27 protein-coding genes and 1 pseudogene are annotated in these 26642 nt (G+C 62.9%); 14 read left to right on the top strand and 14 right to left on the bottom strand.

The genetic code is table 11. From position 1 onward, the window contains the following. Positions 1-82: 82 nt before the first annotated feature. Complete coding sequence (locus ACAX43_RS15270; RefSeq protein ID WP_370709233.1) at positions 83-562, bottom strand: hypothetical protein; 480 nt, start codon at positions 560-562, stop codon at positions 83-85. A 186-nt stretch (positions 563-748) separates the two neighbouring features. Beyond that, a complete protein-coding gene (locus ACAX43_RS15265) occupies positions 749-1777 on the bottom strand; it encodes a LacI family DNA-binding transcriptional regulator (protein ID WP_370709232.1) in 1029 nt (342 codons plus the stop codon). A 157-nt stretch (positions 1778-1934) separates the two neighbouring features. Between ACAX43_RS15265 and ACAX43_RS15260 the strand changes: the two genes are divergently transcribed. From ACAX43_RS15260 to ACAX43_RS15250, 3 genes are all read left to right on the top strand, one after another. Beyond that, the gene (locus tag ACAX43_RS15260) at positions 1935-2522 is read left to right on the top strand and encodes a gluconokinase (protein WP_370709231.1); all 588 of its coding nucleotides are present in this window, start codon (positions 1935-1937) and stop codon (positions 2520-2522) included. Positions 2523-2600: 78 nt separating this feature from the next. After that, positions 2601-3926 carry an MFS transporter gene (locus ACAX43_RS15255; protein ID WP_370709230.1) on the top strand — a complete coding sequence of 442 codons (1326 nt, stop codon included), beginning with the start codon at positions 2601-2603 and terminating at the stop codon, positions 3924-3926. Positions 3927-4020: 94 nt separating this feature from the next. Further along, positions 4021-5244 carry a porin gene (locus ACAX43_RS15250; RefSeq protein ID WP_370709229.1) on the top strand — a complete coding sequence of 408 codons (1224 nt, stop codon included), beginning with the start codon at positions 4021-4023 and terminating at the stop codon, positions 5242-5244. Positions 5245-5439: 195 nt separating this feature from the next. On the opposite strand, the gene ACAX43_RS15245 is transcribed toward ACAX43_RS15250, so the two are convergent. The 3 genes from ACAX43_RS15245 to ACAX43_RS15235 form a co-directional block, all read right to left on the bottom strand. Next, entirely contained in the window at positions 5440-6603 is a 1164-nt protein-coding gene (locus ACAX43_RS15245; RefSeq protein ID WP_370709228.1) for a porin, read from the bottom strand. A gap of 377 nt (positions 6604-6980) precedes the next feature. Beyond that, positions 6981-8096 (bottom strand): succinylglutamate desuccinylase/aspartoacylase family protein, encoded by a 1116-nt coding sequence (locus tag ACAX43_RS15240; RefSeq protein ID WP_370709227.1) that lies wholly within the window; start codon positions 8094-8096, stop codon positions 6981-6983. A 236-nt stretch (positions 8097-8332) separates the two neighbouring features. Then, entirely contained in the window at positions 8333-9115 is a 783-nt protein-coding gene (locus ACAX43_RS15235) for an ABC transporter substrate-binding protein (RefSeq protein WP_370709226.1), read from the bottom strand. Between the two features lie 360 nt (positions 9116-9475). Here ACAX43_RS15235 and ACAX43_RS15230 point away from each other — a divergent pair. Beyond that, positions 9476-9622, top strand: a pseudogene (locus ACAX43_RS15230) (diguanylate cyclase domain-containing protein); the annotation flags it as partial. Positions 9623-9690: 68 nt separating this feature from the next. Further along, positions 9691-9981: a hypothetical protein gene (locus ACAX43_RS15225; RefSeq protein WP_370709225.1), complete on the top strand. Its 291-nt coding sequence runs from the start codon at positions 9691-9693 to the stop codon at positions 9979-9981. An 8-nt stretch (positions 9982-9989) separates the two neighbouring features. Here the strand turns inward: ACAX43_RS15225 and ACAX43_RS15220 are convergent, their stop codons facing one another. The 7 genes from ACAX43_RS15220 to phnG form a co-directional block, all read right to left on the bottom strand. After that, positions 9990-11123: an alpha-D-ribose 1-methylphosphonate 5-triphosphate diphosphatase gene (locus ACAX43_RS15220; protein WP_370709224.1), complete on the bottom strand. Its 1134-nt coding sequence runs from the start codon at positions 11121-11123 to the stop codon at positions 9990-9992. 64 nt (positions 11124-11187) lie between these two features. Continuing rightward, positions 11188-11967, bottom strand: coding sequence for a phosphonate C-P lyase system protein PhnL (phnL, locus tag ACAX43_RS15215; protein WP_370709223.1), 780 nt, complete (start codon positions 11965-11967; stop codon positions 11188-11190). 8 nt (positions 11968-11975) lie between these two features. Beyond that, entirely contained in the window at positions 11976-12746 is a 771-nt protein-coding gene (phnK, locus tag ACAX43_RS15210) for a phosphonate C-P lyase system protein PhnK (protein ID WP_370709222.1), read from the bottom strand. Beyond that, complete coding sequence (locus ACAX43_RS15205; protein WP_370709221.1) at positions 12743-13666, bottom strand: alpha-D-ribose 1-methylphosphonate 5-phosphate C-P-lyase PhnJ; 924 nt, start codon at positions 13664-13666, stop codon at positions 12743-12745. Before ACAX43_RS15205 ends, phnK begins: the two co-directional genes overlap by 4 nt. Then, on the bottom strand, positions 13663-14802 hold the full coding sequence (locus ACAX43_RS15200; protein WP_370709220.1) for a carbon-phosphorus lyase complex subunit PhnI: 1140 nt from the start codon (positions 14800-14802) through the stop codon (positions 13663-13665). Before ACAX43_RS15200 ends, ACAX43_RS15205 begins: the two co-directional genes overlap by 4 nt. Continuing rightward, the gene (gene phnH / locus ACAX43_RS15195) at positions 14802-15413 is read right to left on the bottom strand and encodes a phosphonate C-P lyase system protein PhnH (protein ID WP_370709219.1); all 612 of its coding nucleotides are present in this window, start codon (positions 15411-15413) and stop codon (positions 14802-14804) included. Before phnH ends, ACAX43_RS15200 begins: the two co-directional genes overlap by 1 nt. After that, positions 15413-15898 carry a phosphonate C-P lyase system protein PhnG gene (gene phnG / locus ACAX43_RS15190; protein ID WP_370709218.1) on the bottom strand — a complete coding sequence of 162 codons (486 nt, stop codon included), beginning with the start codon at positions 15896-15898 and terminating at the stop codon, positions 15413-15415. The genes phnH and phnG overlap by 1 nt, the downstream gene beginning before the upstream one ends. A gap of 181 nt (positions 15899-16079) precedes the next feature. Between phnG and phnF the strand changes: the two genes are divergently transcribed. From phnF to phnN, 3 genes are read left to right on the top strand one after another with little or no spacing between them, the layout of a single operon-like run. After that, positions 16080-16838 (top strand): phosphonate metabolism transcriptional regulator PhnF, encoded by a 759-nt coding sequence (gene phnF / locus ACAX43_RS15185; protein ID WP_370709217.1) that lies wholly within the window; start codon positions 16080-16082, stop codon positions 16836-16838. Beyond that, positions 16835-17557, top strand: coding sequence for a DUF1045 domain-containing protein (locus ACAX43_RS15180; RefSeq protein ID WP_370709216.1), 723 nt, complete (start codon positions 16835-16837; stop codon positions 17555-17557). The genes phnF and ACAX43_RS15180 overlap by 4 nt, the downstream gene beginning before the upstream one ends. Before the next feature lie 2 nt (positions 17558-17559). Then, entirely contained in the window at positions 17560-18114 is a 555-nt protein-coding gene (phnN, locus tag ACAX43_RS15175) for a phosphonate metabolism protein/1,5-bisphosphokinase (PRPP-forming) PhnN (protein ID WP_370709215.1), read from the top strand. A gap of 6 nt (positions 18115-18120) precedes the next feature. On the opposite strand, the gene ACAX43_RS15170 is transcribed toward phnN, so the two are convergent. Beyond that, a complete protein-coding gene (locus ACAX43_RS15170; RefSeq protein ID WP_370709214.1) occupies positions 18121-19029 on the bottom strand; it encodes a LysR family transcriptional regulator in 909 nt (302 codons plus the stop codon). A 128-nt stretch (positions 19030-19157) separates the two neighbouring features. Between ACAX43_RS15170 and ACAX43_RS15165 the strand changes: the two genes are divergently transcribed. Both ACAX43_RS15165 and ACAX43_RS15160 read left to right on the top strand, forming a co-directional pair. Further along, the gene (locus ACAX43_RS15165) at positions 19158-20348 is read left to right on the top strand and encodes a M20 aminoacylase family protein (protein WP_370709213.1); all 1191 of its coding nucleotides are present in this window, start codon (positions 19158-19160) and stop codon (positions 20346-20348) included. A gap of 90 nt (positions 20349-20438) precedes the next feature. Then, entirely contained in the window at positions 20439-21740 is a 1302-nt protein-coding gene (locus ACAX43_RS15160; protein WP_370709212.1) for an MFS transporter, read from the top strand. 107 nt (positions 21741-21847) lie between these two features. Here the strand turns inward: ACAX43_RS15160 and ACAX43_RS15155 are convergent, their stop codons facing one another. Beyond that, positions 21848-22672 carry an IclR family transcriptional regulator gene (locus ACAX43_RS15155; RefSeq protein WP_370709211.1) on the bottom strand — a complete coding sequence of 275 codons (825 nt, stop codon included), beginning with the start codon at positions 22670-22672 and terminating at the stop codon, positions 21848-21850. Positions 22673-22878: 206 nt separating this feature from the next. On the opposite strand from ACAX43_RS15155, the gene ACAX43_RS15150 reads away from it, so the two are divergent. The 4 genes from ACAX43_RS15150 to ACAX43_RS15135 all read left to right on the top strand — a co-directional run bounded on the left by ACAX43_RS15150 (position 22879) and on the right by ACAX43_RS15135 (position 26530). After that, a complete protein-coding gene (locus ACAX43_RS15150) occupies positions 22879-23583 on the top strand; it encodes a FadR/GntR family transcriptional regulator (protein WP_370709210.1) in 705 nt (234 codons plus the stop codon). A gap of 71 nt (positions 23584-23654) precedes the next feature. Then, the gene (gene ltnD / locus ACAX43_RS15145; RefSeq protein ID WP_370709209.1) at positions 23655-24545 is read left to right on the top strand and encodes an L-threonate dehydrogenase; all 891 of its coding nucleotides are present in this window, start codon (positions 23655-23657) and stop codon (positions 24543-24545) included. A 15-nt stretch (positions 24546-24560) separates the two neighbouring features. After that, positions 24561-25871 carry a 3-oxo-tetronate kinase gene (gene otnK, locus ACAX43_RS15140; protein ID WP_370709208.1) on the top strand — a complete coding sequence of 437 codons (1311 nt, stop codon included), beginning with the start codon at positions 24561-24563 and terminating at the stop codon, positions 25869-25871. Further along, positions 25868-26530 carry an aldolase gene (locus ACAX43_RS15135; RefSeq protein WP_370709207.1) on the top strand — a complete coding sequence of 221 codons (663 nt, stop codon included), beginning with the start codon at positions 25868-25870 and terminating at the stop codon, positions 26528-26530. Before otnK ends, ACAX43_RS15135 begins: the two co-directional genes overlap by 4 nt. The last annotated feature ends 112 nt before the right edge of the window (positions 26531-26642 follow it).

Raw genomic sequence — 26642 nt, 5'->3', positions numbered from 1 at the left:
CGCCCGCGCGGAGGGAGACCACGAGTCGCTTTTCGATGCGGGCAATCCTTGCCTGATGTAAGCGACTCGGGTAACGCTCGGCTTATTGCTTCTTGGCGGCGTCGACATTCGCGTCGGCGGCCTTTTTGTTTGCGTCGCCTTGCGCTTCGGTTTTTTCCTTATTGGCCTTCGCTTGCGCCACGTTGGCATCCCGCGCGGCTTCTTGTTTCTTCTTGTCAGCCTTGGCCTGTGCGTCGTGCTTCTTCTTATTGGCCTTGGTTTGCGCCTTCGTGGCATCGCCCCGTGCATCTGATGCTTCCGCCGGCGTGGTCGCCTTCGCTACCTTGGCGGCTTTCTTGTCAGCGTCGGCCTGGGCCGATGCCTTGTCCTCATTCGCTGATGCCTGGGCCTTGTCCGCGTCACTCTGTGCTTCGGCCTTTTTTTTGTTGGCGGTAGCCTGGGCTTCACCTTTTTCGCTATTTGCCTTCATCTGAGCCTTGGCAGCGTCCGTGGGCGCGGTCGTTTGGGCGAATGCCGTGGTGACGAGCAATGCGGATGCGAGAGCAGCGACGATCTTTTTCATGGTTTTAGCCTCTTTAAATGCACTGAGTGGATCAGTGCTATCCCTATCAACGTCGATAGGTTGGCAAGCGTTGACCTTTCCCTCGGTGATAAATGGTAACCAGTTGAGACGAAATGCAACGCCGAGCGCTTACGGCACGAGATCCGCGAAGTCGGCATGGAGAGTGGCAGTGCTTTGGCGCCTGGCTCAGGCGCTTTCCCTGACAACAAGCTCGTAGCCCAGATCGACCACCGGAGAGCTCACTGCCTCGTTGCCGATCAAGGACAGCAGTAGATTGGCCGCCACGCGTCCTACTTCGGCCCGCGGCGTACGCACCGTGGTCAGGCGGGGCACGCAATCCGCCGCGCCGGCGAGGTCGTTGAAACCCACGATCGCAACTTGCTCAGGTACCGCGATACCCTGACGGCGCGCCTCAAAGAGCGCACCTTGCGCAAGGTCGTCGTTGCCGAAAAATATTCCGTCGACATCCGGCCGCCTCTGGATCAGCTGTCCGAACAATTCGCAGCCAAGACCGATCGATGATGGCGCCGGCGTGAGCACTTCCAGATCCGCGTCGTAGAGTCCCTTGCGCTTGAGTACATCGCGGAATCCTTCGCCTCGTTGCATCATCCGGGCATCGAGCTGCGCGGCAACGAACGCATTGCGGCGACACCCGCGCGCAATCAGATGGTCCGCTACGGCTTCGCCCGCGCGCGCCTGGGAAAAGCCGACGCAATGCACGCCCTCGACGTCCTCAAGTTCCATGATATGCACGCACGGTACCCCGCTTGCATCGATCAGGCGCCGCGCGGCCTCCGTCCGGTCAAATCCGGTGACGATCATCCCGCTCGGCGGTGATGCAAGGTAATGACGCAACAGATCCTCTTCCGCGCTGCGTGAGTAGTGCGAATTGCCAATCAGGACTTCGAAGCCGCGCGGTCGTAACACGGTGTGAACCGATTCGAGCACGTCGACAAACACCGCATTCGACAGCGACGGTATCAATACCGCGACGGCGGCGCTTCGAGACGAAGCCAATGCCCGCGCGGCGGGATTGGTGACGTAGTTCAGATCTCTCGCCGCCTCCTTAACTCGCTGCACATATTCCGGCCCCACTGTATCGAGGCCCCGCAGCGCCCGCGACGCTGTAATGGTGCTTACCCCGGCACGCCGCGCAACCTCTTCCAAGGTGGGGCGGCCAGTGCTTCGGGTTTTCCTGAGTGTCGGTATCGTCATGATTATTTTAGGATAGCGCTATCCCGGTACTGACGCAATCCCGCTTTCTGCGGGGTGCGCGGGCGCGCGGGTGCGTGCAAGACAAGCCAGCGGCTAGATCAGCCGCTATTTTCGGACAAGCAAAGATAGCGCTATCTTGGCGTATAGGAGCGTGGCGATGGGTCAGACCATGGATTCCCTCGTTGTTATGGGCGTCGCTGGCTGCGGTAAGAGCAGTGTCGCAGAAGCACTGGCGGCGAGCATCGGCGGCCGGTTGATCGAAGGCGATGCGTTTCACCCCAGCGCGAATGTCGAGAAAATGCGGCGCGGCATTCCGCTATCCGACGCGGATCGCGCAGGCTGGCTGGACCGACTGGCGGCTGAGTTGGCGCGCGTGGCAAGTCAGGGCGAACGTGCCGTGCTGGCGTGCTCGGCGCTGAAACGCCGCTACCGCGACCGTCTGCGTGACGGCACCTCCCCGCTGGGGTTCGTCTTTCTGGATCTGCCTCCGGCAGAAGCGGAGCGACGCGTCGGCCAGCGCGCCGGCCACTTCATGCCCAAGACGCTGGTCGACAGCCAGTTCGCCGATCTCGAACCGCCGGTGACCGAAGCCTTTACGCTTGCCGTCGATGCGACTTGCTCGCTGACCGCCATCGTCAACCAGACGCTCGCCTGGTGGGCGCAGGCCATTCCAGACAGCGGGTTTTTTCGACATCGTGAGATAGCGCTGTCTCGATGCGGTGCTGTGGAGCTAAAAGCGAGCTAAAGGCACACGAAATTCAGCCGATGCGGCTAGACCGCTCACGCTTTGTTGCAATTCAAGTGACATTCAAGGAGACCATAGATGGCAGTCGCAGCAGGGAAAAAAATACCCAATCGGCGTTGGACGATTGGCTTACTGTTGGGCATCGGCGTGCTCATCAACTATTTCGACCGTATCAACCTGTCGGTCGCCGCGCCGCAATTGAAAGAGGCGTTCCACTTGACGCCGGCGGAGATGGGCTTGCTGTTCAGCGCATTTTTCTGGCCGTATGCGTTGCTGCAAGTCCCGGCCGGGCTCTTTCTCGATCGCTTTGGCACCACTCGCGTCGGTCGATGGGGGGCGTTCCTGTGGGGCCTTGCTTCCGCAATCACTGTCTTTGCAAGCGGCTTTGGCGGAATCTTTGCGGCGCGCGCAATGCTTGGCATCGCCGAAGCGCCAGGATTTCCTGTCAGTTCGAAGGCGACGGGCTACTGGTTCCCGCGCAAGGAGCGCGCGCTGGCCACCGCGATCTTCGACGCAGCGGCGAAGTTCTCAAACGTGATCGGCGTGCCGCTTGTTGCCGTCGTGGTCGTGAACTGCGGATGGCGCTGGGGATTCGGTGTCACCGCGATCCTGAGTTTCGCGTACTTCGTTGCGTTCTTCCTGATCTATCGCGACCCGAGCAAGGACTCGAAGCTGACCGACCTCGAGCGCGACTACATTCAGCAAGGTGGCGCAACGCCTGAGGGTACATCCAGCGCGAGCGCGTTCGGCATGCTGGGCTATCTGCTGACGAAAACCAAGGTGTGGGGGCTGACGATCGGCTTCGCTGCATATGGCTATTCGTTCTATCTGTTCCTGACGTGGTTGCCGGGATATCTGGTGCAGACGATGCACATGAGCATCCTCAAGTCGGCGGGCTTCGCGGCGATACCGTGGGCTGTGGCGACGGTCACCGATCTCGCCGTTGGCGGGTGGCTGATCGATCACCTGATCGCACGCGGCAAGGACGAAACGCGCGTACGCAAGACCGTGCTCGTGACCGGCATGCTGTTTGGCCTCGCGGTGTTCGGCGCGACGCAAACCATTCAGCCGGGCTGGGCGATTTTCTGGATCTCGATCGCATTGGGCGGCCTCGCCGCCGCGGCGCCTGTCGGCTGGTCCTTGCCGTCGCTGATCGCGCCGAAGGGCGGGGTCGGCACCGTCGGCGGCGTAATGAATTTCGTCAACAACCTGATGGGCGTCGCGGCGCCGATCGTCACGGGCTTCATTGTCGGCGCAACCAATTCATTCACTAACGCTTTCCTGGTCGCGGGCGTCATCCTGGCGATCGGCATCGTCTCGTTCGTCTTCGTCATGGGCAAGATCGAAGCGATTCCGGAACCGGATGAATCAACGCAACGCGGCCGCACGTCGACGGTCCAGTAAGCGGATATCGCGCCGCTGTCCGAAGGCGCGATCGCTATCGGGAACAAGCACGCTTTCAATAACTGCCCTAACAAAAGGGTTTGGGGAAACTGCCATGAAAAACAAAAATCAACATGCGCTCGCGCTCGGCGTCGCTACGGTCGCCGCGTGTATCGCAGCGCCTGCCTTCGCCCAAAGCAGCGTCACGCTGTACGGCATCGTGGATGCGGGTATCGGCTATCAAAGCAGCCAGACGTCCCTCGGCTCGACTTCGGGCGGTAAATCCGCCGTCAAGATGATCAACGGCGTATGGGCGGGCAGCCGCTTCGGCCTGAAGGGCGCGGAAGATCTCGGGGGCGGTACCAAGGCCGTCTTCCAGTTGGAGTCCGGTTTCAATTCCACCACCGGCGCGCAGCAGTACACGAACGCGCTGTTCGGCCGCCAGGCATGGGTCGGCGTGACGAATTCGACCTACGGTACGTTCACCGCCGGCCGTCAATACACGGCGTACTATTCGCTGCTCTCGCCGTATAGCCCGACGACGTGGCTCACCGGCTACTACGGCGCGCACCCGGGCGACGTCGACGCACTCGACACGATCTACCGCGCGAACAATTCACTGGTCTATACATCGCCGAAACTGTACGGCTTCACGTTCAGCGGTTCATATTCACTGGGCGGCGTGCCGGGCAGCCTGAACCGCGGCTCGACGTGGAGCGGCGCGGTTCAGTATCTCAACGGCCCGGTTGGCGTCGCGGTCGGCTTCATGCGTATCAACAATTCGACGCTGGGTGGCGGCGCGTACGGCGCGGATTCGACCGTGTCGAACAATGGCGCGCAACCGGGCGTGTCGGCGGTGACCAACGGCTATCAGACGGCGCAGGCGCAGCAGCGCTTCGCGGTGACCGGCGGCTACAACTTCGGCAACGGCTGGGACGTGTCGGCCGCCTACTCGAACGTGCAGTACATTCCGGGTGTAGGCTCGAGTTTCCGCGATACGGCGATCTTCAACACGGCCGGCGTCGTGCTGCACTGGAAGCCGACGGTTGCATGGGACTTCGCGACGGGCTATAGCTACACGCGCGCAACGAAGGCGAACGGCATCACGAGTTCGGCGCAGTACCAGCAGGTCAACCTGTCCGAGTACTATGCCCTGTCGAAGCGCACCGGCCTCTATGCATTGCAGGCGTTCCAGCGCACCAACGGCAATACGCTCGGCACGGCCGGTTCGGGCCACATCATCACCGCTACGGCAACGATCGGCGATGGCTTCCAGAGCGCACCGTCGTCGTCGCGCAGCCAGTTCGCTGCCGGCGTAGGCATCGTGCACCGCTTCTAGGCGGCGCGAACGAACTTAAACCATTGAGTTCTTCATCCGTCAACTGAGCCATCGGTCTGTGACCGAAGGTCAGCATCGGCGAGCAGGGCGGCGCTGGAATGTGCTGCCTCAAAAGAAAAACGCCCCGCAGGGCGTTTTTCTCAACCTTGGGTCGGCAAGGCGCTCGCGCGTTTCGCCGACCAGGTCAAGAGCCGCTTAGAACTTGTGACGGATACCGACGCGGAATGCCAGTTGGTTGTCCGCGCCCGTGCCCGACGTGCCGAAGTAGCTCGTGCTCGAACCGATCTGCGCCTGCAGATCCTGCGTGCCGTTGTGTCCGGCAGCGATCTGGTAGATACCCAGTGCATACACGTCCGTACGCTTGCTCAGCGCGTAGTCGACGCTCAGGTCCGCCTGGTTCCAGTGGCCCGTGTTGGCGTTGCTCAGGTGCATGTAGGTGTAGCCGGCGCCTGCCGTCAGTGCCGGCGTGAACGCGTACTTCGCGCCTGCTTCGTACGCAGCGAACGTGGTCGAGCTGCCCGTGATCGGTTGGAAGCGCGTATTCGTGTACAACGCCCACAGCGTCGCTGCGCCGATCGAGTAACGGCCGCCGACACCGAACGTGCGCAGATCGCGGACGCTGCCGGTTGCCACGTTGGCGATGCTGGTCGAGAACGCCGGGGTCGCCTGGCTCGGGTAACGGATGTCCGTGTACGCTGCGCCGACGCCGAACGGGCCGTTCGCGTAGTTCACGCCGAGGCTGTATGCGCGCGACGAACCCGCCACCGGTGCCGCGGTCGTGCCGCTAGCCGGTGCGCCGGCGAATGCGCCAGCCTGGTTCGAGAAGCCGTACATCGCGCCGAAGGTCAGGCCCGCGAAATTCGCGCTGCTGAACTTGACTGCGTTGTTGATACGGCTCGACGTCAACTGGTCGACGTCGTTGATGTGGTAGGCGTAGTTACCCGCGACGGTTTGGCCGCCGGTCGAGTAGTTGCCGCCCAGATAATCCGTCGAAAACGAATACTGGCGACCGAATGTCAGCGAGCCGACGCCGTTTTGCGACAGACCGACATACGCTTGACGGCCAAACAGCGCGCCGCCCTGGCCGAGCGTGCCGTTACCGCTATTAAACCCGCTTTCCAATACGAACAGCGCCTTCAGGCCGCCACCCAGATCTTCCGTGCCGCGCAGGCCCCAACGGCTGCCTTGGGCAACGCCGTCGTCGTACTTGAAGAGGTTGTCGTGACCGGTGGCGGTCTTCGAGTTGTTCACGTAGCTGATACCGGCATCGATCAGGCCATACAGGGTGACGCTGCTTTGTGCATGAGCAGCGCTGGCGAAGACGGCGAGAGTAGCGGCGGTCAATACATGCTTGTTCAAGATTTTCTCCGATTAAAAATTAAGCGATCGCGGCGCCATGCTCTTTGGCAAGGTCGTGCGATGGCCCGCAATTTAAGGGAACGCAGAGTAAGGTATGTGACAGCTTTGCTTATTTTCGAAATCTGTCGCGCTGGCGCGACACTCACATAGCTTTGCTGGTGGAGATCGCGCAAGGCACCCCGCGTATAAGCTTTGCCAGATCACGCCTATAAGCGTGTGAAAAACGATTGGTTTTCGGGCGTCTCGGCTGCATGCGACGATGCGCGCTTATCAATCAAAATGCGTAAACGCAGATCGCCCGCTGAAATAGCGGGCGATCTGCTTGGTGGCCAGGCTCAATGCAAGCCGGTGCAGGGAAGCACGGCCCCTGCGGCTCTTTAGTTGCTCAACAGCGAACCGCTTCTGAACGCCGTCGCGCCGGCAATGCGCGCGAATTCAAGCCCGGCCGTTGCAAAGCGCGTCAAATGCCGCGCGTACAACACGCCGGCCACGCTGCTCTTCAACGTCACGACGCGATCGGTCAACGGATCGACGATATCGGCGATTTCATGGCCGACATCGACCCAGGTACCGACTTCGCAGCGATACACCAGCACGCCGCTGATCGGCGCGACAAGCGGCTCGGCGCCGGCCAGCGGCGTGGCGGCGAATTCGAGCGCTGGCAACGGTGCGGGCGTGCCGTCGATTACACCACGCGAGGTCAGGTACTCGATGATCGCCTGGGCATCACGATCCGCGTATTCGTACGACACTTCGCGCTGACCGCGCAATTCGATCGTGACCGAGATCGAGCCGTTCGGAATCGGAAAACGGTCGCCGAAACGGCCGCGCAGATCCGACCAGCAGAAGCTGTGGATTTCGTCGAACGGATTGCCCACCGAATTCAGCGCGAGGAGTGACGCCTTGGCGTCGAGATAGCAGGCAAGCGGCTCGACTTCCGGCCACAGATCCGGGTTCGTGTAGAGGTGCATCGCGGCTTCCCAGTCGCAATGCAGATCGAGCACGACATCGGCGTCGTACGACAGCTTTTGCAGCGCGAGGCGCTGCGATTCGAGTTCGGTTTCCGGCTTCTGCGCGTCGAGCGCCTCGCGCATTGCCGAACGGATCGCCGTGCGATTGGCGTCGACATTGTCAGTCAGGTGCGCCTCGATGCCCGGCTGCACCAGCGCCGACAGGTCGTGGAAATTGCGGTTGAAGTTCTGCGCGGTGTTGGTTTCGAAGCGGCCTGTCAAATGGCCGAGAAAGTGCTGATTCAGACCAATCGGATTGGCCACCGGCACGATCACGACTTCGCCGCGCACCTTGCCGGCGGACTCCAGCGCGGCGAGCTTGCGGCGCAACGCCCACGACACCAGCATGCCGGGCAACTCGTCGGCATGCAGCGACGACTGAACATAAATCTTCTGCCCGCCGCCGGGACCATAGTGAAAACTCGTCAGATTACGAGCGGTGCCAAGCGTCGGGGCAATCAGCGGATGGGTTTGGGTTTGCATGGTTTTCAAATCCGCGGGCATGTGAGACGTGCCGCGCTATGTCGTTGATTACAGGGGAAAGGGGGCTTCATGGCCGGTCAGGGGCGGGCTGGTTCGCCGCGCCTCGGTCGCACGATCTTAGCCGATATGGCGCAAGGTGTGGTTTTATGCGGCCCTGCAAACGAAACGGGCCCCGCATGAGGCGGAGCCCGTTCCTTGCAAGCCGGCGAGCGCGCCGTCAGAAGCGCGTGGCTGGCTTAGCTGCCGTACACGTTGAAGTCGAAGTACTTCTTCTCGATCTTCTTGTACGTACCGTCCTTGATGATGTCGGCGATCGCCTTGTCGACCTTCGCCTTCAAGTCGGTGTCTTCCTTGCGCATGCCGATGCCGGCACCATTGCCGAGGATCGTCGCATCCTTGAGATCCCCGCCGACGAAGTCGAAGCCCGCGCCGCGCGGCGTCTTCAGGAAGCCGATTTCAGCTTGCACGGCGTCCTGCAAGGCTGCGTCCAGACGGCCAGACAGCAAGTCCGCATAGACCTGGTCCTGGTTCTGATACGGCACAACCTTCGCGCCCTTCGCTTCCCAGTACGTCTTTGCGTAGGTTTCCTGGATCGTGCCTTGTTCCACGCCAACCGTCTTGCCCTTGAGCGAGTCGGCCGTCGGCAGGATGCCCGAACCCTTCTTCGCCACGAGGCGCGTCGGCGTGTTGAACAGCTTGGACGAGAAGGCGATCTGCTCAGCGCGTTTCGGTGTCATGGACATCGACGACAGCACGCCGTCGAACTTCTTCGCCTTCAGCGCCGGGATCATGCCGTCGAAGTCGTTTTCGACCCACACGCACTTGGCCTTCAGGCGCGCGCAGATTTCATTGCCGAGGTCGATGTCGAAGCCCACGAGCTTGCCGTCCGAGCCCTTGGACTCAAACGGGGGGTAGCTGGCGTCAACGCCGAAACGGATCGTCGACCAATCTTTAGCGTGTGCGCCAATCGAGACGGTAGCAAGCAGAGCAACCGTCAAAGCCGCTAGCAGTTTTTTCACTGTTTAACTCCTCGTGTAGTTCGAATACTCCCGTACGCGGTTGTGCCGCTGCGGGACGCCCGGCGGACTCACGACCGGGCTTGGGTTGAAGCTGCCGGCCGGGGAGGCCAGCAGCGCGCGCCAAGCTTACCAGTTCAAAAAGATTGGATAGCTAGTGAAATACCGGATGGCGCGCGAGGATAGCTTTTCAGGCCTGTATGTGGTGGAGATCCGAAGAGGTAGCCAGTGCATATTGCCTTGCTTTCGTGCGGCGCCTGTTGGGTTGTAAAGACGTCGTAATGAAGTTGGCCAATAGTGGCGGCTGATTCTCGCCGGCTAATCGCGCGCCGTTCAAAAGCGGCTATTCCTGCCCAATGAACCGGGCAATGCATGACAGTGGGCGCGAGCATCGGCATCAGCCAGTTCCCGGACGATAGCACCACGATGGAGGCGCTATTGCTCAACGCCGACACGGCAATGTATGCAGCCAAAGCCTGGGGGCGGAGTGCGTATATGCGCCATCAGGATGGTGCGGTGCAGCACAAGGTTCGTTTTTCCGCTATATTCGGGTACGGCTTATGTCCCAGGAGGTCAGCATGTACGATGCCGAAATCGCCGCCACGCTCCTGAATCGTTGGGCCTCCCGTCCCTCGACCGTCGACTTCGACGCCTATCTCGACTTGTTGCGCGAAGGTAATCTCAGTTTCATCTATCAATCCGGCCATGTGCGCGATGCAGGCCTTACGGAGGGGAGCGCGTTCAACATCGAATCGCTGGTTTTCGGCGACGGCTCGCGCACGCTGCGCGTTGAAGCACCTGACAGGACGCCCCGCTGGACGCGCTGGGCGGCGGTAGAACCGTTGCTGCCCGCGTCCCACGAGACCTGAGGGTCTCTTCAGACAATGCGCGTGCCGGCGCGGTAAGTTGCGCGCGGCACCGGCAGCGTGTCGAGCATCGTCACGCGCACGAAGTCCGCGCGCAAACCAGCCTCGATTGCGCCGCGGTCATGCAAGCCGGCCGTGCGCGCGGGTTCGGCGGAGACCGTCGCCATGGCGCGCGGGAGGGTCCAGCCGGCCTTGTCGACCAGTTCGAACACGGCGGTCATCAAACTGGACGGCACATAATCCGAGGACAGAATATCGAGCAGGTTCGCCTTGGCCAGTTCAAGCGCCGATACGTTGCCCGAATGCGATCCGCCGCGCACGATATTCGGTGCACCCATGATGGTCGAAATGCCATGCTCGCGCGCCGTTTCAGCGGCGATGCGGGTCGTCGGAAACTCCGCCAGCACAATGCCTTCGGCCTTGGCCTGTTCGACATGTTCGATCAGCGTGTCGTCGTGGCTCGCCACTGGAATGCCGAGCCGTTTGCAGCGCGCGACGATTTCGTGGCGGTGCGCTTCGGCGTAACGTTCCTGTTCGACGGACAGTTCGGCCAGTGCGGTCGCCACGTGTTCGTCGGTCAGCTTGCCGTTGCGTTCCTGGAAGCGGCGCCATTGCTCGCGGTCGTGCCATTGACGCTGGCCGGGCGTGTGATCCATCACCGAGGCAAGGCGCAGCAACGGATGCGCGCACAACGAATCGAACACCTCCACCACATCGGCAGTGGCGATTTCGCAGCGCAGATGCAAAAAGTGTTCGGCGCGCAGCAGCTTGCGCTCGGAGAAGCGCGTAAGAGATTCAGCACACTGCGTTTGCAGATCGCGGCCACGTAGGCCCACATTCGAGCGCGAACCGATGGCGAGCGCGTCGAACACGGTGGTGATGCCGGCGGCCGCCACTTGCGCGTCGTGGATCACGAAGGCGGCATCGGTATTCCATTGCACGCCCGGACGCGGCGCCAGATGTTTCTCGAGGTTGTCCGTGTGCAGTTCGATCAGGCCGGGCAACAGATAGTCGCCATGCCAGTCTTCCGCTTCGCGCGCCGTGGTCGTGCCGCGCTCGATGTCGCGAATCATGCCGTCTTCGACGCGCATCACGCCGGTGAATACCTCGTCTCGCGTCACAATGCGAGCGTTCCTGATCAACATCGACTTGCTCCGTAGTCAGTCTTGAGTGTTGCTGCTCAGTGCGTCAGTGTAGTGCCGTTTCGTGTCAATGCGTGATTAGCGGCGGCTTGAGTTCGAAGCGGCGTGTGGCGATCTTGTTGCGGGTCTCTTCGTCGTGAAAGATGCCGACGATCGCGGCGCCACGCTCGCGTGCCTCGACGATCAGATCGGCGACGACGTCGCGGTTCTCCGCGTCGAGCGAAGCCGTAGGCTCGTCGAGCAGCAGCAACGGATGCCCGGCGATCAGACCGCGAGCGATGTTCACGCGCTGCTGTTCGCCGCCGGAGAAGGTGGCGGGCGCCAACCCCCACAACCGATCCGGCACATTCAATCTGGCCAGCAACGCCGCAGCACGCTCACGCGCTTCGTCTTCCGCCACGCCGCGCGACAACAGCGGTTCGGCAACGAGTGTAAGCGCCGGCACGCGCGGAATCACGCGCAGAAACTGGCTGACGTAACCGACTACGCCGCGGCGCAAGCGCAACACGTCGTGCGGCTCGGCGCCGGTGATCGATACCGGCTGACCGTCCGCCGCCGCATCGCGAATGACAATGGAGCCCGTACTGGCAAGGTAATTGCCATACAGACAGCGTAGCAGCGTACTCTTGCCCGCACCTGAAGGCCCGACCAGTACGACGCACTCGCCGCGCTCGACATCGAGCGAGACGCCCGCGACCGCTTCGATCTGCACGCCGCCCTGGCCGTGCAGCGTGAAGGTCTTGCCGATGTCGACTGCCTGCAGCATCAGCGCCGCGTTGTCGATAAAAGCGCGCCCGGACACGCGTGACTCGGTGTTTGCTTCAGTGCTTGTTTCAATGGATCGCATGGTGAGCCTCAAACCGGCAGAACCGAGGAAACCAGCGTTTGCGTGTACGGATGCTGCGGATCGTCGAGCACCTGATCCGTCAGCCCCGCCTCGACCACTTCGCCGCCTTGCATGACCATCAGACGATGCGCGAGCAGGCGCGCCACGCCGATATCGTGTGTGACGATCAGCACCGACAGATGCAATGTGGACGTCAACGTGCGCAGCAAATCGAGCAGGCGCGCCTGCACCGATACGTCGAGACCGGCGGTCGGCTCGTCCATGAAGACAAGGCGTGGACCGGTGACGAGATTGCGCGCGATCTGCAAACGCTGCTGCATACCGCCGGAAAACGCGGCTGGAAATTCGTCGATGCGCGAGGCGTCGAGTTCGACACGCTCCATCCATTGCGTTGCCGTGTGGCGGATCTCGCCGTAGTGGCGGGCACCGACAGCCATCAACGGCTCGCCGATATTCGCGCCGGCGGAGACGCCGCTACGCAGGCCGTCGCGTGGATTTTGCTGGACGAAGCCCCACTCGGTACGCATCAGGAGACGCCGGCGCGGTTCGGACAGGGCGAGCAGATCGAGTTTTTCACCCTGCGTGGCCGCGTAATGGAGCGAGCCGCTATCGCTTTCCGTTTTCAAGGCAAGCGTATTCAACAGCGTGGTCTTGCCCGAGCCGGATTCGCCGACAATGCACAACACTTCGCCCGGATACAGATCGAAGCTGACATTCCTGCAGCCATTGCGACCGCCGTATTGTTTAGTGAGCGAACGGGCGCTCAACAGCGGCGTCATGCGGGTTCTCCTTTGCGCGCTTCGTGTGACGACAGGTCGAGGTCCTGATCGCCGCGGCGTGCGTGGCAGTAGTCGCTATCCGAGCACACGAACATGCGCTTGCCGGCATTGTCGACGATCATCTCGTCGAGGAAGCTCTCCGTCGAGCCGCATAGCGCACACGCGTGCTGCCACTTCTGCACTTCGAACGGATGATCGTCGAAGTCCAGACTGCGCACCGGCGTGTACGGCGGAATCGCGTGAATGCGACGTTCGCGGCCGGCGCCGAACAATTGCAGCGCGGGGTTCATATGCATCTTCGGATTGTCGAACTTCGGAATCGGCGACGGCGATGCCAGATAGCGGTTGTTGACGATCACCGGATAGTCGTACGTGGTGGCGATGCTGCCGTGATGCACGATGTCCTCGTACAGCTTCACGCTGATCAAACCGTAATCGGCCAGCGCGTGCAGCTTCTTGCATTCGGCGACGCGCGGTTCCAGCCGATACAACGGTTCGGGCATCGGCACCTGATAGACCAGAATCTGCTTGTCGGTGAGCGGCGCTTCGGGAATCCGGTGACGTGTCTGGATGATCGTCGCTTCTGTCGTGCGGCGCGTGGTCGCCACGCCTGTGGTGCGCGCGAAGAAGCGGCGGATATTGACCGCGTTGGTCGTTTCGTCGGAGCCCTGATCGATGACCTTCAGTGTATCGCTCTTGCCGATGATCGCCGCGGTCACCTGGATACCGCCGGTGCCCCAGCCAAACGGCAACGGCATTTCCCGCGACGCGAACGGCACCTGATAGCCCGGCACGGCGACCGCTTTGAGCAACGCGCGGCGCAGCATGCGTTTAGTCTGCTCGTCGAGGTAGGCGAAGTTGTAGCCGTCCGCGGCGCTGTCGTAGGGCGCGGTGGCGAAGGAAGTGTCCGGCGCGTTCATGCGGCTTGCTCCTGCTGATCCTGATCTCTACCTTGATCCTTGTCCTGCACGCCGTGCTGCACCCGCAGGCGCCGCACAAGTTCGAGTTCCGACTGGAAGTCGACGTAGTGAGGCAATTTCAGATGCTGAACAAAGCCGGACGCCTCGACGTTATCGCTATGCGAGAGCATGAATTCGATGTCCTGCGTCGGCGAGGCGAGCGTTTCACCGAGCTCTTCAGCGCGCAACGCGCGATCCACTAGCGCCATCGCCATCGCCTTGCGCTCCGAGTGGCCGAACGCGAGGCCGTAGCCTTGCGTGAAAGCAGGCGGCACGTCGCCGCTGCCCGCGAACTGGTTGATCATCTGGCATTCGGTGATGTCGATGTCGCCGATCTCGACCGTCTCGCCCAGTTCGTCGAGTTCCATTTCAACGGCGATCGCGCCGAAGCGGATTTCGCCGGCAAACGGATGCGAGTGCGCGTAGCCGCGTTGCGTGGCGTAGCCCATGGCGAGCAGAAAACCTTCGTCGCCGCGAGCGAGATTCTGCAAACGCGTGGCGCGGCTCGCGGGAAAAGCGAGCGGCTCGCGTGACAGGTCACCGGGTTCCGGCGCTTGCGGCGTGGGGCGTTCCTGTTCGATCAGACCTTCCTTGTCGAGCAGGGTCACGACCCGCGGCATCGCTTCGGCTTCGGGGTGCGCGGCTTGAATTGAAGAAAGGGTTGCGGCCGCATCGGTCCCGGCATCGCCCTCGGCGAGCAACGCGAAATCCAGCAGACGCTGCGTGTAATCGTAAGTTGCGCCGAGTAACTGCCCGCCCGGCACGTCTTTGAACGTTGCCGAAATGCGGCGCTCCACTTGCATGGCTTCCGTATCGATCGCTTGCGTATAGCCGAAACGCGGCAACGTGGTGCGATACGCGCGCAACAGAAAGATCGCTTCGACCAGATCGCCCGCGGCCTGTTTGATCGCGAGCGCGGCGAGTTCTTCATCGTAGACCGAGCCTTCGGTCATGACTCGCGCGACGGCGAGGCGCAATTGCTCGCGAATCTGCGCGACGCTGAGTTCGGCGAGCCGCGTGTCGCCGCGGCGCGCCTTGTCGAGCAGACGCCACGACGCTTCGATCGCGCGTTCTCCACCCTTGACGGCAACGTACATCAGTTCACCTTCGCTTCAGTTGTGCGTGGCAGGCCAATCAACGTGCTGCCGCAGACGAGATAACAATCGATGCCGCAGGGAAAGAGCGGTGCGAGGGCGGCGCGTTCACGCCAGAAACGCTCGGGCAGGCCGACCGGCGCGATCGTCTCGGTGTGCTGAATGCCGGGACCGCTCAGTACGACCGGCATGCCCCCCGTCAACGCTTCGACGCGGATCAGCAGGGTCACCGATTGTTCGGGCGATTCCGCTGCGCCGGATGCAAAGCTTTCCAACGACGGCAATGCGCCGGCGTCGTGGATATAGGCGAATGCGGCTTGTCCCGGTTCGTCGACGAGCGGCGCGCCGGTATGAAAGCGCAGTGCCGAACCCAGCGCTGTGTCGGGCTGCGCGAGCCAGACGGGCGTTGTGTAGTCGCATAGCGTCAGCAGTGCGGCGAATGCCGCGCGCTCGGCGCGGCTTGCCCGCACCTCCGGCAATACGTTTTCGACGATGCGGAGCGTGCCCGGCCGCGACAGCGCGTCCAGCAGCGTGCGAAACACCGCCTGGGTGTCGTGGACCGGGTCGGCGAAACCTGGCGTCAATGTAGACAATGCAATCTGCGAGTTTTCCATCAGTCGCCCCTGACCATCGTGAAGAATTCGACGCGCGTCGCCGCAGCGTCCTGCCGGCGCGCCGCGCGTTCAGCGGCCTGCCGCGCGGCAAACGGCTCGATCAAGTGCCGATGCAAGGCCGCGTGATGATCGGGCATTTGCAGTAGCGCATCTGCCAGCGCAGCCAGTTCGGCGCGCCGGCGGTCGCGGCCCAGATGACACGCAACGCCGACGACAGCGACAGCGTCACCCGTGGCGAGCAAACGCAAGGTGGCGCGCGTGACCGTGGCTTCGCCGAGATTGAACGGGTCGCCGCTGCCGCCGACGCGGCCACGCACCATCGCGAGGCCGATTTCGGGTGGCCGCAGCCAGTCGTAAGGGGGTGGCGGAACACCTTGCAGCGCACCCTCCAGCGCGGCTTCGAGATCGGCGCGCGGCGTGCGAGCCAGCACGGCCATCCATGCGCGCCGCGTGGCGGAGGACGGCGAGGCGGAAGTGGCACTCATCGAAATTCCTGTTGATCCAGCGAGCGTTCATTTGACCATCTATTCATCTAAACGTCTAGACGTTTAGAGGTGTGCTTGACGAACGCTGTGACGTACCGCCGCCATTTCACATTTCCATCACGGCTTGCGCACTACAATGCACGACATAGCGAATATTTGAACCCAAGGGAATGACAGCACCATGACATCGAACGACAACGCGACGCCGGGCACGTTGCTCGAACGCGGCGCGGGCGTTGCCGTCTGGCGGCAGATCGAACAGATTCTGGCTGCGGAAATCGCGGCAAGCGGCTTCGGCGAAGATGGCCGTTTGCCGAGCGAGGGCGAACTGGCCAAACGCTTCGACGTGAACCGGCATACCGTGCGCCGGGCCATGTTGGGTCTCGCCGCACTGGGCCTTGTCAGTGTCGAGCAGGGTCGTGGCACGTTCGTGCAGCCCGGCGCGATTGACTACACGATCGGCCGCCGCACGCGGTTTACAGAAAACTTGCGGCAACAGCATCATGCGGCGGCAGGCACGATGTTGGCGGCCGCGCGCGTGAAGGCGGAACCGAATGTCGCGAAGGCGCTTGGCCTGCGCGCGGGCGCATCGGTCTACCGGATCGAGTCGCTGCACGAGTCGGACGGCGTGCCGCTCACGTTCGCGCGCAACTGGTATCCGGCCGTGCGTTTTGCGGACTTGCCGGCAGTGCTGGAGCGTACCGGCAGCATCACCAGGGCGATGGCCGAATACGGCGTGACCGATTATCTGCGCAAGTGGAGCCGCATCGGCAGCGTGTTGCCCGAGCCGGAAGTGGCGCGGCGCTTGAACATCAATCGGCAGCAACCGGTGTTGTGGGTCGAGAACGTCGACGTCGATCTGGAAGGCACGCCGATCAAATACGGCTTTACGCATTTTGCGGCGGACCGTGTGCAGTTGCTGGTGGAGCACGACGTATGAGCGGCGCAGCGTGGGGCGCCGATGCACGGTTCGCGGTGTATTACGCGCCGTCGCGCGAGTCGGCATGGTGGCAAGCTGGTTCGGCGTGGTTGGGGCGTGATGCGGAAAGCGGCGAGCCATGCGTGCCGCCGCAACCGGACGGCCTGCGACGTCGGCTGGCGGAGTTAACCGAAGCGCCGTATCGCTACGGTTGGCACGGCACGCTGGTCGCGCCGTTTCGTCTTGCTGGAGGCGTGACTCAAGAGCATGTGCTGGACGCGACGCGTCAATGGGCGCAAGCCCAAAGCCCGTTCTTGTTGCCAGTGGAAGCCGCGACGCTCGGGGATTTCGTAGCGTTGCGTCCCGCCGATCAACAGAGCGAGGCGAAGATGCGCACGGTCGCTGCGAGTGCCTTGCAAACGCTCGATGCCTTGCGCGCCAGGCCGTCCGCTGCCGATCTCGCGCGCCGTCTCGCCGCGCCGTTGAGCGAACGGCAACGTGCATTGCTGGTCGAATGGGGCTATCCGTACGTCTTCGACGAATTCCGTTTTCACATGACGCTGTCCAGTTCGCTCGCAGATGCGGATGAGCGCGCGACGCTGGTTGCATGGTGGCAGGCGCGAACGCCCGTGCTCGGGCCGCTCGCTGTCGATCACGCCGCGCTCTTTGTCGAATCCGCGCCCGGCGAGCCGTTCGTCCTGTGGCAGCGTGTTCCGTTTCAGACCCGCGAGGTGAAATAAGCATGGCAGGTCGTTTGATCTATGTAATGGGGCCGTCCGGCGCGGGCAAGGATTCCTTGCTGCGTTTTGCGCGAAGCCGCTTGATGGGTGAGCCGATTGTGTTCGCGCACCGCTACATCACGCGGCCGAGCGGCAATGGTGAAGAACATGTTGCATTGAGCATGGAAGAATTTGCGGCGCGCTCCGTGCTCGGTCTGTTCGCGCTCGAATGGTCGAGCCATTCGTTGCGTTACGGCATCGGTATCGAACTCGATACGTGGCTTGCACGCGATTGCACGGTCGTCGTCAACGGGTCGCGCCAGCATTTGCAGCATACGTTGGCGCGTTATCCGCACACGGAGGTCGTGCATGTCGACGCTGCGCCGCACATTCTCGAAGCACGGCTCGATGCGCGGGCGCGTGAGTCGGCGGAGCAGGTGGCGGCAAGGCTCGCACGCCGCGCGCCGTTTTCGTTGCCCGATGGGATTCGCTGCACGACGATCGATAACTCGGGTGCGCTGGTTGACGCGGGACAGGCGTTGATTGCGTTTTTGCAGGCGGAAGCCGACGTCCGATAAGATCGGCTACCCAGCCGCCGCCATCCGCTCCCTGGTCGCCTCCTGCAAACACGACACAAACTGCAGCACCGCCGGCGTAGGCAACAAATCACGCCGCGAGATGATGCTGAGATCGTAACTTGGCAGCGCCTCTTCAATCTGAGCGACGCGTATTCCCAGCGGCGCGACCATCTGTGCAAGCGGCCTTGTAAAGCAGCCGATCACATCGGTTTGCGACACCAGCCCGAGCGTCACCGCGAACGACGACGGCGCCCGCACCAGCCGCTTCGGCACCGGCAAGCCGTGCGCGTTGAACATCGCCATCATCACGCTGTGGGGAAAGTGATCCGCGCCCACTGTCACGATCCATTCGGCGTCGAGCAATTCGTGCAGACGCGTGACGTTCGCCAGCGGATGCCCGGCGCGCATCGCGACCACGAACTGCGTCGAGTACAGCGGCGCTTGCACCAGGTCGCTGTCGAGCGCCTGAACGTGATGGATCGCCGCGATATCAAGCGCGCCGTTACGCAAGCGTGCCACTGCATCGGGAATCGTCACTTCTTCCAGATGCAGGTTCACGAGCGGCATTGCAAGCCGAAACTTCGAGACCGCATGCGGCAGCGCTGTCAATGCAATCGACGGCATGGTGCCCACGCTGACTTTGCCCGCCAACTCTCCCTTCACCTGTTCGACCGCTTCGACCGTGCGGCGCATATCGCCCAGCAACTGCTCGGCACGCGGCAACAGCGCAAGCCCGCACGCGGTCAATTCAATGCCGCGCACGCTCCGCACCATCAACTCCGCATTCAGCGCGCTCTCCAGCTCGCGAATCGAATGCGTGACCGCCGGTTGCGTCACGCCGAGTTCGCGCGCCGCGGCACGCAGGCTGCGGTGATGGGCGGCGGCGACGAACGCCTGCAACTGCTGCAGCTTCATGAGGGTATTCCCGTATATAACGCTTGTTAATCAGGGTGAAAAAAACAGCATCTTATTCGAACAAAACGGCGTGGCTATAGTGCTTGCCTATTTGCCGCGTATGCGGTGTGAATTCCTTGGAGCGATCGATGAGCGAAGCCGCGCGTTTTACCGAAGTGTCCGACCTGGCGCCTGCCGCCGAAAGCCTGCGCGAAATCCGCCATCACATCCACCACCACCCGGAACTCGCCTACGAGGAAGTGCAAACCGGCGCGTTGGTGGCTGAGAAGCTCGAACAATGGGGCTGGCAGGTCACGCGCGGGGTCGGTCAAACCGGCGTGGTGGGCACGCTGAAAGTGGGCGACGGGAAGCGCAGCATCGGCATTCGCGCCGACATGGACGCGTTGCCGATCATCGAGCAAACCGGTCTGCCGTATGCAAGCGGCACCCACGGCAAGATGCATGCATGCGGCCACGACGGCCACACGACGATGCTGCTCGGCGCCGCGCAACACCTCGCCGCCACGCGCAATTTCTCGGGCACCGTGCATCTGTACTTCCAGCCGGCGGAAGAAAGCGGCATCGACAGCGGCGCGATGAAAATGATCAAGGACGGCCTGTTCGAGCGCTTCCCGTGTGATGCCGTGTTTGGTCTGCACAACCATCCGGGCGAGGAACCGGGTGTGATGCTGTTCCGCAAGGGCCCGTTCATGTCGGCGGGAGACAAGGCGATCATCACGATCGAAGGCGTCGGCGGTCATGCCGCGCGCCCGCATCTGACCGTCGATCCGGTGGTGGTGGCGGCCAGCATCGTGATGGCGTTGCAGACCATCGTCGCGCGTAACGTCGATCCGTCGCAGCCGGCGGTGGTGACGGTCGGCTCGATGCATGCGGGCACCGCGAACAACGTGATTTCGAGCAGCGCGAAGCTGGAGTTAAGCGTGCGTTCGTTCAGCCCCGAAGTGCGCTCGCTGCTGAAAAAGCGCATTACCGAACTCGCCGAAAGCCAGGCCGCGAGCTATGGCGGCAAGGCGGTGGTGGAGTACATCGAAGGCTATCCGGTCGTGATCAATTCGGATGCCGAAACAGATTTTGCAATGCAGGTGGCACGCGAACTGGTCGGCGACGACAAAGTGGTGGAGCAGACCGACATCCTGATGGGCAGCGAAGATTTCGCCTTCATGCTGCAAAAGCGGCCGGGCACGTTCCTGCGGATCGGCAACGGTGCGGGCGAAGACGGCTGCATGGTGCACAACCCGCATTACGACTTCAACGACCACAATCTGCCGGTCGGCGCGGCGTTCTGGACAAGGCTGGTGGAGCGGTATCTGGGCCAATAAGGGGCCAATAGCGGGCCGGCAACGGGCCCATGAGCGGGCAGTGAGTTCGCACCGCAGGCCATAAAATCATAACAAAGAGGAAGACCCGCGATGAACGCGACAACGGATGCGAACCATGCTGTCGACGCCACCCGAACCACCAGCCGTGGCGCGATTGCGGCCGCGGTGATCGGCAACTGGCTCGAGTTTTTCGACTTTACCGTGTACGGCTTTTTTGCCGTGATCATCGGCAGGCTGTTTTTCCCATCGGTGGATCCGACCACGTCATTGCTGTTATCGGTGGCGACCTTCGCGGCGGGCTTCATCACGCGGCCGCTCGGCAGCGTGATGCTTGGCGTGTACGCGGACCGCAAAGGCCGCAAGTCGGCGCTCAACCTGACTATCATGCTGATGGCGGCGAGCACGGGCTTGATCGCGATTGCCCCGACGTATGCGCAGATCGGCCTCGCCGCGCCGCTGCTGATCGTGCTGGCGCGTCTCGTGCAAGGGTTCTCGCAGGGTGGCGAATTTGGCGCGGCGACCTCCACCTTGCTCGAACAGGGCGGCGGCACGCGACGTGGTTTTCGGGCCAGCTGGCAACTGGCGACGCAAGGCGGCGCGGCGTTGATGGGCTCGGGCCTTGCGGCGGCGCTCTCGGCCGCTCTGCCGAAAGAGTCGCTGGAAAGCTGGGGCTGGCGTATTCCGTTTCTGATCGGCGTGCTGATCGCGCCGGTCGGCATCTATCTGCGCCGCCGTCTAGCGGACGACCCGTCCGGCGCGCATGGCCACGCCATTGAGCGCGGTGTGCTGCACGAACTCTTCACGGCGCATCTGCGGCCGTTGTTGCTGATTACGCTGACGGTGATGGGCGGCACGGTCTCGACCTACATTCTGACCTTTTACATGCCGACCTATGCGATCCATACGCTCGGCCTGCCGATGTCGCTGTCGATGCTGGTCGGCGTCGCGTCGGGTTGCGTGATGCTGGTGACGTGTCCGCTGTTCGGCATGCTGTCGGACCGCATCGGCAGCCGTAAGCGGCCGATTCTGTTCGGGCGCGGCGTGCTGCTCCTGCTGCTGTTCCCGGCCTTCATGCTGATCAACCGTTTTCCGCACTTGCCCGTCATCATGTCGGCGACCGCGCTGATGCTGTTGTTTTACTCAATGGGATCGGCGTCGGAATTTGCGTTGATGTGCGAGTCGTTTCCGCGGCGCGTGCGCGCCACCGGCATTTCGATCGCCTATGCGTTGAGCGTGTGCGTATTCGGCGGCACCGCGCAGCTGGTGGCGACATGGCTGATCAAACTGACCGGCAGCAAGCTGGCGCCGGCCGGTTATGTGGCCGCGTGCGTGGCGGTGTCGTTGATCGCGGTGTCGATGCTGAAGGAAACGGCGGATAAGCCGATTGATTGATTGATCGATTGTAACGTCGCCCCTTGTCGGGGCCTTGCGCTTGACCGGCGCGCGTGCGAGAAACGCGCGCCTTGATCGCAAGCATTGCGTGCATCAGCCGCGCGCAATCATCCGCGCCGCGCGACCATCTCCGAGACCGTTTGCGCGGCGTGCTGTAACGGCTCCAGAAACGCCTTCACCATCTGCTTGGCCGAATTGCGCTGGGCGTTGCCGCTGATATTCATCGCCGCGATCACGCGCCCCTGGCGGTTGCGAATCGGCGCGGATAGCGAAATCAGACCACCTTCCAGTTCCTGATCGACGATCGCCCATCCCTGGCGGCGTACCTGCGCAATCAGCTTTTTCAGCTCTTCCTTGTCGGTGACCGTGCGCGGCGTGTGCGCGTAGAGCGGCGCCGAGCTCAGGGTCGCTTCGAGCGCTTCGTCGTCGAGGGCGGAGAGCAGCACGCGGCCCATCGACGTGCAATACGCGGGCAGGCGGCTGCCGATCGACAGGTTGATGGTCATGATCTTGTGAGTCGGCACGCGCAGCACGTAGACGATCTCGGTGCGATCGAGCACGGCCGCCGAGCAACTCTCGTGGACCTGCGCCGACAGTTCCTCCATCACCGGTTCGGCGAGGTTCCAGAACGGCATCGAGGTCAGATACGCGAAGCCGAGGTCGAGAATCTTCGGCGTGAGGCGGAACAGGCGGCCTTCGGCCTCCACGTAGCCGAGCGTCTGCAGGGTCAGCAGGATGCGGCGTGCACCGGCGCGCGTCAGGCCGGTGGCGGCGGCGACGTCCGTGAGCGTCTGTTCGGGGCGGCTGGCGTCGAACGCCCGGATCACCGCGAGACCTCGGGCGAACGACTGCACATACGAGTCGCCCGGTTTGTCCGGGGCCGGTTCGGCGCTGACAGGAACGGCTGAAGACGGCGGCAGGGCTTTGCTCATGGGCCTTGAGAATGCGTTCGAAGAAGGGCGCGCGACGATCGCGCGGGTTCAGCCGGCGCGATGCTGCGCAAAGGCGTGACGATAGCTTAAGCCTTCTGTTTCGCCAACTTTGCCCGCGTTTGCTAAAAAACTCAGGGTTTGCAGGGATGCAGTCCTAGGGGGCAAATTTGTATGATGACCCGACAACGTGGTTCATCGAGACATGCATGTTCGACAAGATTCCTGCTCGGGCGCTGAGCGATACCGTCGCGCAGCAGTTGCTCAGGCAGATCGATAAAGGCACCTTCGCGCGCGGCGGCAAGCTGCCGACCGAGGCGGTGCTGGCGCAGCAGTTCGGCGTGAGCCGCACGGTGATCCGCGAGGCGATTTCGCGGCTGAAGAACGAAGGCGTGGTCCAGCCGCGGCAAGGCAGTGGTGTGTTCATTGCCGCGCACGGCGCGATCCGGCCGCTGCGCATCGATTACGCGGAAGCGGTTGAAGCGGGGTCGGTGCTGCAAATCCTCGCGCTGCGGCGGGCGATCGAGGCGGAAGTCGCTTCGGAAGCCGCCCTGCGTCGCAGTGATGCCGACATGATGTCGATCGACGCCGCGCTCGCGAAGATCGACGAAGCAGCTGCTGACGGCGAAAACGGCGTTGCCGAAGACGTCGCTTTTCACCGCGCAATCGCCGCGGCCACCGGCAATCCGTATTTCCTCAAGACGCTCACCTTCCTGAATCAATACCTTGAAGCCGGCACGATGGTGACGCGGCGCAATGAAGCGCTCCGCGATGACTTCTCGCGTCAGGTGCGCGAAGAACATGCGGCCATCGTCGCGGCGATCCGGGCGGCCGATCCGCTGGCGGCGCGCGACGCGGCGAGTACCCATATGTACAACGCGGCGCGGCGACTGGCGGAAGCGGGTATTTGCTGAGCTGAGCCGATCTGAGCCAAGCCGGATTGGGCTCCATCGGGGCCAGCGGCTAACCAACGTAGAGGTCAAGCATGTCCAGAAAAGTCGGTGTCATCGGTCTCGGTGCAATGGGCATGGGCGTGGCACGCTCGCTGCTGCGCGCGGGCTTTCAGGTTCACGCGTGTGATCTGCGCAACGAGATCTTGCAAGCGTTTGTCGCGGCAGGCGGGGTCGGCTGTGCTTCTCCCGCGGAGCTCGGGTCGCAATGCGAAGTGGTCGTCACGCTGGTCGTCAATGCTGCGCAAACCGAAGCCGTGCTTTTCGGCGCGCAAGGTGCCGTTGCGACGATGAAGCCAGGTAGCGTGGTGATTGCAAGCGCAACGGTTGCACCGGACTTCGCTATCGAACTCGGCCAGCGTGTCGAAGCCGCCGGTGTGCACATGCTCGATGCGCCTGTGTCCGGTGGCGCGGCGCGCGCCGCATCCGGTGAAATGACGATGATGACGTCCGGGCCGGCCGCCGCCTATGCCGCATGCGAGGACGTGCTGGCCGCGATGGCCGCCAAGGTGTATCGGCTGGGGGCGGCGCACGGCGCAGGTTCGAAGGTAAAGATCATCAATCAACTGCTGGCCGGCGTGCACATCGCCGTGGCCGCCGAGGCGATGGCGCTCGGTTTGCGCGAAGGGGTCGATCCCGATGCGCTGTACGAGGTCATCACGCATAGCGCGGGCAATTCGTGGATGTTCGAGAACCGTGTGCCGCACATTCTGAGCGGCGATTACACGCCGCTCTCGGCGGTCGATATCTTCGTGAAGGATCTCGGCCTCGTGCTCGATACCGCGCGCCGTTCGAAATTCCCCTTACCGTTGTCGGCGGCGGCGCATCAGATGTTCATGATGGCGTCGACCGCCGGACATGGTGGCGAGGACGATTCCGCGGTGATCAAGATTTTCTCCGGCATCGACTTGCCGGCCGCGAAGTAAGCAGGAGAGCCTGCCATGACCACTCCGTCCCAACGCGCGCTGCTCGGCTGCATCGCCGACGATTTCACCGGTGCCACCGATCTCGCCAACATGCTGGTGCGCGGCGGCATGCGCACGGTGCAGACGATCGGCGTGCCCGCGTCGAGCGAGGCGGTCGAAGCGGATGCGCTGGTGGTCGCGTTGAAATCGCGCACGATTCCCGCCGCCGATGCGGTCGCGCAATCGCTTGCCGCGCTCGACTGGTTGCGCGCGCAAGGATGCCGCCAGTTCTTTTTCAAATACTGCTCGACGTTCGATTCGACCGACGCCGGCAACATTGGTCCGGTCACGGATGCCTTGCTCGATGCATTGTCTGCCGAGGGCGGCGCGGCGGCTTTTACCATTGCCTGCCCGGCGTTTCCCGAGAACGGCCGCACGATCTATCGCGGTCATTTATTCGTCGGCGATACGTTGCTGAACGAATCCGGCATGGAAAACCATCCGCTCACGCCGATGCGCGATGCGAACCTCGTGCGCGTATTACAACGGCAGACCGAATCGAAAGTCGGCCTTGTCCGTTACGACGCCGTGGCCAAAGGCGTGTCGGCAGTACGGGAATCGTTCGCTGCGTTGCGCCGCGACGGCGTGCGGATGGCGATTGCCGATTCGGTGTCCGACGCTGATCTGTATGTGCTCGGCGAGGCATGTGCCGACCTCGCGCTGATCACGGGCGGCTCCGGCGTCGCGCTGGGTTTGCCGGCCAATTTTCGCCGCACGGGTTTGCTCGCGGAACAAGCCGACGCCGCGCAATTGCCGCGCGCCGAAGGATTGTCGGTGGTGCTTGCGGGCAGCGCCTCGAAAGCGACCAACGCGCAAGTGGCGGCCTGGCGCGAAACGCGGCCCGCGTTCCGCATCGATCCGCTCGCGGCGGCGCGCGGCGAACCCGTAGTCGAGCAGGCGCTGGCGTTTGCACAGCAGTACTTTGATAAAGCCGAGCCCGTGCTGATTTATGCCACCGCCACGCCCGACGAAGTCAAAGCGGTGCAACGCGAACTCGGCGTCAACGAAGCGGGACATCTGGTCGAATCCCTCCTGGCGTCGATCGCACGCGGTTTGCGCGAGCGCGGCGTACGCAAGTTCGTGGTGGCGGGCGGCGAAACCTCGGGTGCGGTGGTGCAGGCGCTCGATGTGCATACGCTGCGGATCGGCGCGCAGATCGATCCCGGTGTGCCGGCCACCGCGACGACCAACGCCGAGCCGCTCGCGCTCGCATTGAAATCCGGCAATTTCGGCACAGCCGACTTTTTTGAAAAGGCGCTGCGTCATCTCGATGGAGCGGCGTCATGACTGGCTCGCCCGCACTCCACACGACGAACGAAGCCAAGGTCCGCGAGGAAATCTGCGTGACCGGTGCGAGTCTCTATCAACGCGGCTATACGGTGGGCAGCGCCGGCAACATCAGCGCGCGTCTCGAAGACGGCTGGCTGATCACGCCTACCGATGCATGCCTCGGCCGGCTCGATCCGGCCGATATCGCCAAGGTCGATTTCAAGGGCAACGCAGTGTCCGGCGGAAAGCCGTCGAAAACGCTGGCGCTGCATCGGAGCATCTACGCACGCAACGGCGAGGCGCGCGGCATCGTCCACACGCATTCGACCCATCTGGTCGCGTTGACGCTCGCCGGCGTATGGAACGACCACGATGTTCTACCGCCGATCACCCCGTACTACGTGATGAAAGTGGGACATGTCCCGCTGATTCGGTACAAGCGTCCCGGTGATCCGCAGGTGGCCGAGCAGATCGCCGCACTCGCCGACGCCGTTCGCGCGGTTTTGCTTGAGCGCCTCGGTCCCGTGGTGTGGGAGCGCTCAGTGGCGCAGGCGTCGTATGCGCTCGAAGAACTCGAAGAGACTGCCCGCGTGTGGCTGATGACGAATCCGCGGCCCGCGCCGCTCGACGATGCGGCGCTGGAAGAACTGCGCACGGTGTTCGGCGCGCGCTGGTAGACACGGACAAAACCCAAGCCGGGTGGCGCTGCCACGCTGGCAGAGAGGTACTGACATGCTGGTGATCGGCGCGATGCCGGTCTTGCTCAAGCAGGCGAGACCGGCATCGCGA

Origin of the sequence: Paraburkholderia sp. IW21 (assembly GCF_041321145.1) — a bacterium.
Classification (GTDB): domain Bacteria; phylum Pseudomonadota; class Gammaproteobacteria; order Burkholderiales; family Burkholderiaceae; genus Paraburkholderia.
The sequence above is the reverse complement of the archived record's forward strand: the minus strand, read 5'-3'. Positions and strand labels throughout refer to the sequence as shown.

Coding starts and splice junctions, on each gene's coding strand:
- ACAX43_RS15225 (WP_370709225.1), top strand. CDS start 9,691: ATGTACGATGCCGAAATCGCCGCCACGCTCCTGAATCGTTGGGCCTCC.
- otnK (WP_370709208.1), top strand. CDS start 24,561: ATGACCACTCCGTCCCAACGCGCGCTGCTCGGCTGCATCGCCGACGAT.
- ACAX43_RS15220 (WP_370709224.1), bottom strand. CDS start 11,123: ATGTTGATCAGGAACGCTCGCATTGTGACGCGAGACGAGGTATTCACC.
- phnF (WP_370709217.1), top strand. CDS start 16,080: ATGACATCGAACGACAACGCGACGCCGGGCACGTTGCTCGAACGCGGC.
- ACAX43_RS15260 (WP_370709231.1), top strand. CDS start 1,935: ATGGGTCAGACCATGGATTCCCTCGTTGTTATGGGCGTCGCTGGCTGC.
- phnH (WP_370709219.1), bottom strand. CDS start 15,413: ATGGAAAACTCGCAGATTGCATTGTCTACATTGACGCCAGGTTTCGCC.
- ACAX43_RS15200 (WP_370709220.1), bottom strand. CDS start 14,802: ATGTACGTTGCCGTCAAGGGTGGAGAACGCGCGATCGAAGCGTCGTGG.
- ACAX43_RS15270 (WP_370709233.1), bottom strand. CDS start 562: ATGAAAAAGATCGTCGCTGCTCTCGCATCCGCATTGCTCGTCACCACG.
- ACAX43_RS15165 (WP_370709213.1), top strand. CDS start 19,158: ATGAGCGAAGCCGCGCGTTTTACCGAAGTGTCCGACCTGGCGCCTGCC.
- ACAX43_RS15180 (WP_370709216.1), top strand. CDS start 16,835: ATGAGCGGCGCAGCGTGGGGCGCCGATGCACGGTTCGCGGTGTATTAC.
- ltnD (WP_370709209.1), top strand. CDS start 23,655: ATGTCCAGAAAAGTCGGTGTCATCGGTCTCGGTGCAATGGGCATGGGC.
- ACAX43_RS15255 (WP_370709230.1), top strand. CDS start 2,601: ATGGCAGTCGCAGCAGGGAAAAAAATACCCAATCGGCGTTGGACGATT.
- phnN (WP_370709215.1), top strand. CDS start 17,560: ATGGCAGGTCGTTTGATCTATGTAATGGGGCCGTCCGGCGCGGGCAAG.
- ACAX43_RS15135 (WP_370709207.1), top strand. CDS start 25,868: ATGACTGGCTCGCCCGCACTCCACACGACGAACGAAGCCAAGGTCCGC.
- phnL (WP_370709223.1), bottom strand. CDS start 11,967: ATGCGATCCATTGAAACAAGCACTGAAGCAAACACCGAGTCACGCGTG.
- phnG (WP_370709218.1), bottom strand. CDS start 15,898: ATGAGTGCCACTTCCGCCTCGCCGTCCTCCGCCACGCGGCGCGCATGG.
- ACAX43_RS15170 (WP_370709214.1), bottom strand. CDS start 19,029: ATGAAGCTGCAGCAGTTGCAGGCGTTCGTCGCCGCCGCCCATCACCGC.
- ACAX43_RS15155 (WP_370709211.1), bottom strand. CDS start 22,672: ATGAGCAAAGCCCTGCCGCCGTCTTCAGCCGTTCCTGTCAGCGCCGAA.
- ACAX43_RS15150 (WP_370709210.1), top strand. CDS start 22,879: ATGTTCGACAAGATTCCTGCTCGGGCGCTGAGCGATACCGTCGCGCAG.
- ACAX43_RS15205 (WP_370709221.1), bottom strand. CDS start 13,666: ATGAACGCGCCGGACACTTCCTTCGCCACCGCGCCCTACGACAGCGCC.
- ACAX43_RS15240 (WP_370709227.1), bottom strand. CDS start 8,096: ATGCAAACCCAAACCCATCCGCTGATTGCCCCGACGCTTGGCACCGCT.
- phnK (WP_370709222.1), bottom strand. CDS start 12,746: ATGACGCCGCTGTTGAGCGCCCGTTCGCTCACTAAACAATACGGCGGT.
- ACAX43_RS15265 (WP_370709232.1), bottom strand. CDS start 1,777: ATGACGATACCGACACTCAGGAAAACCCGAAGCACTGGCCGCCCCACC.
- ACAX43_RS15160 (WP_370709212.1), top strand. CDS start 20,439: ATGAACGCGACAACGGATGCGAACCATGCTGTCGACGCCACCCGAACC.
- ACAX43_RS15250 (WP_370709229.1), top strand. CDS start 4,021: ATGAAAAACAAAAATCAACATGCGCTCGCGCTCGGCGTCGCTACGGTC.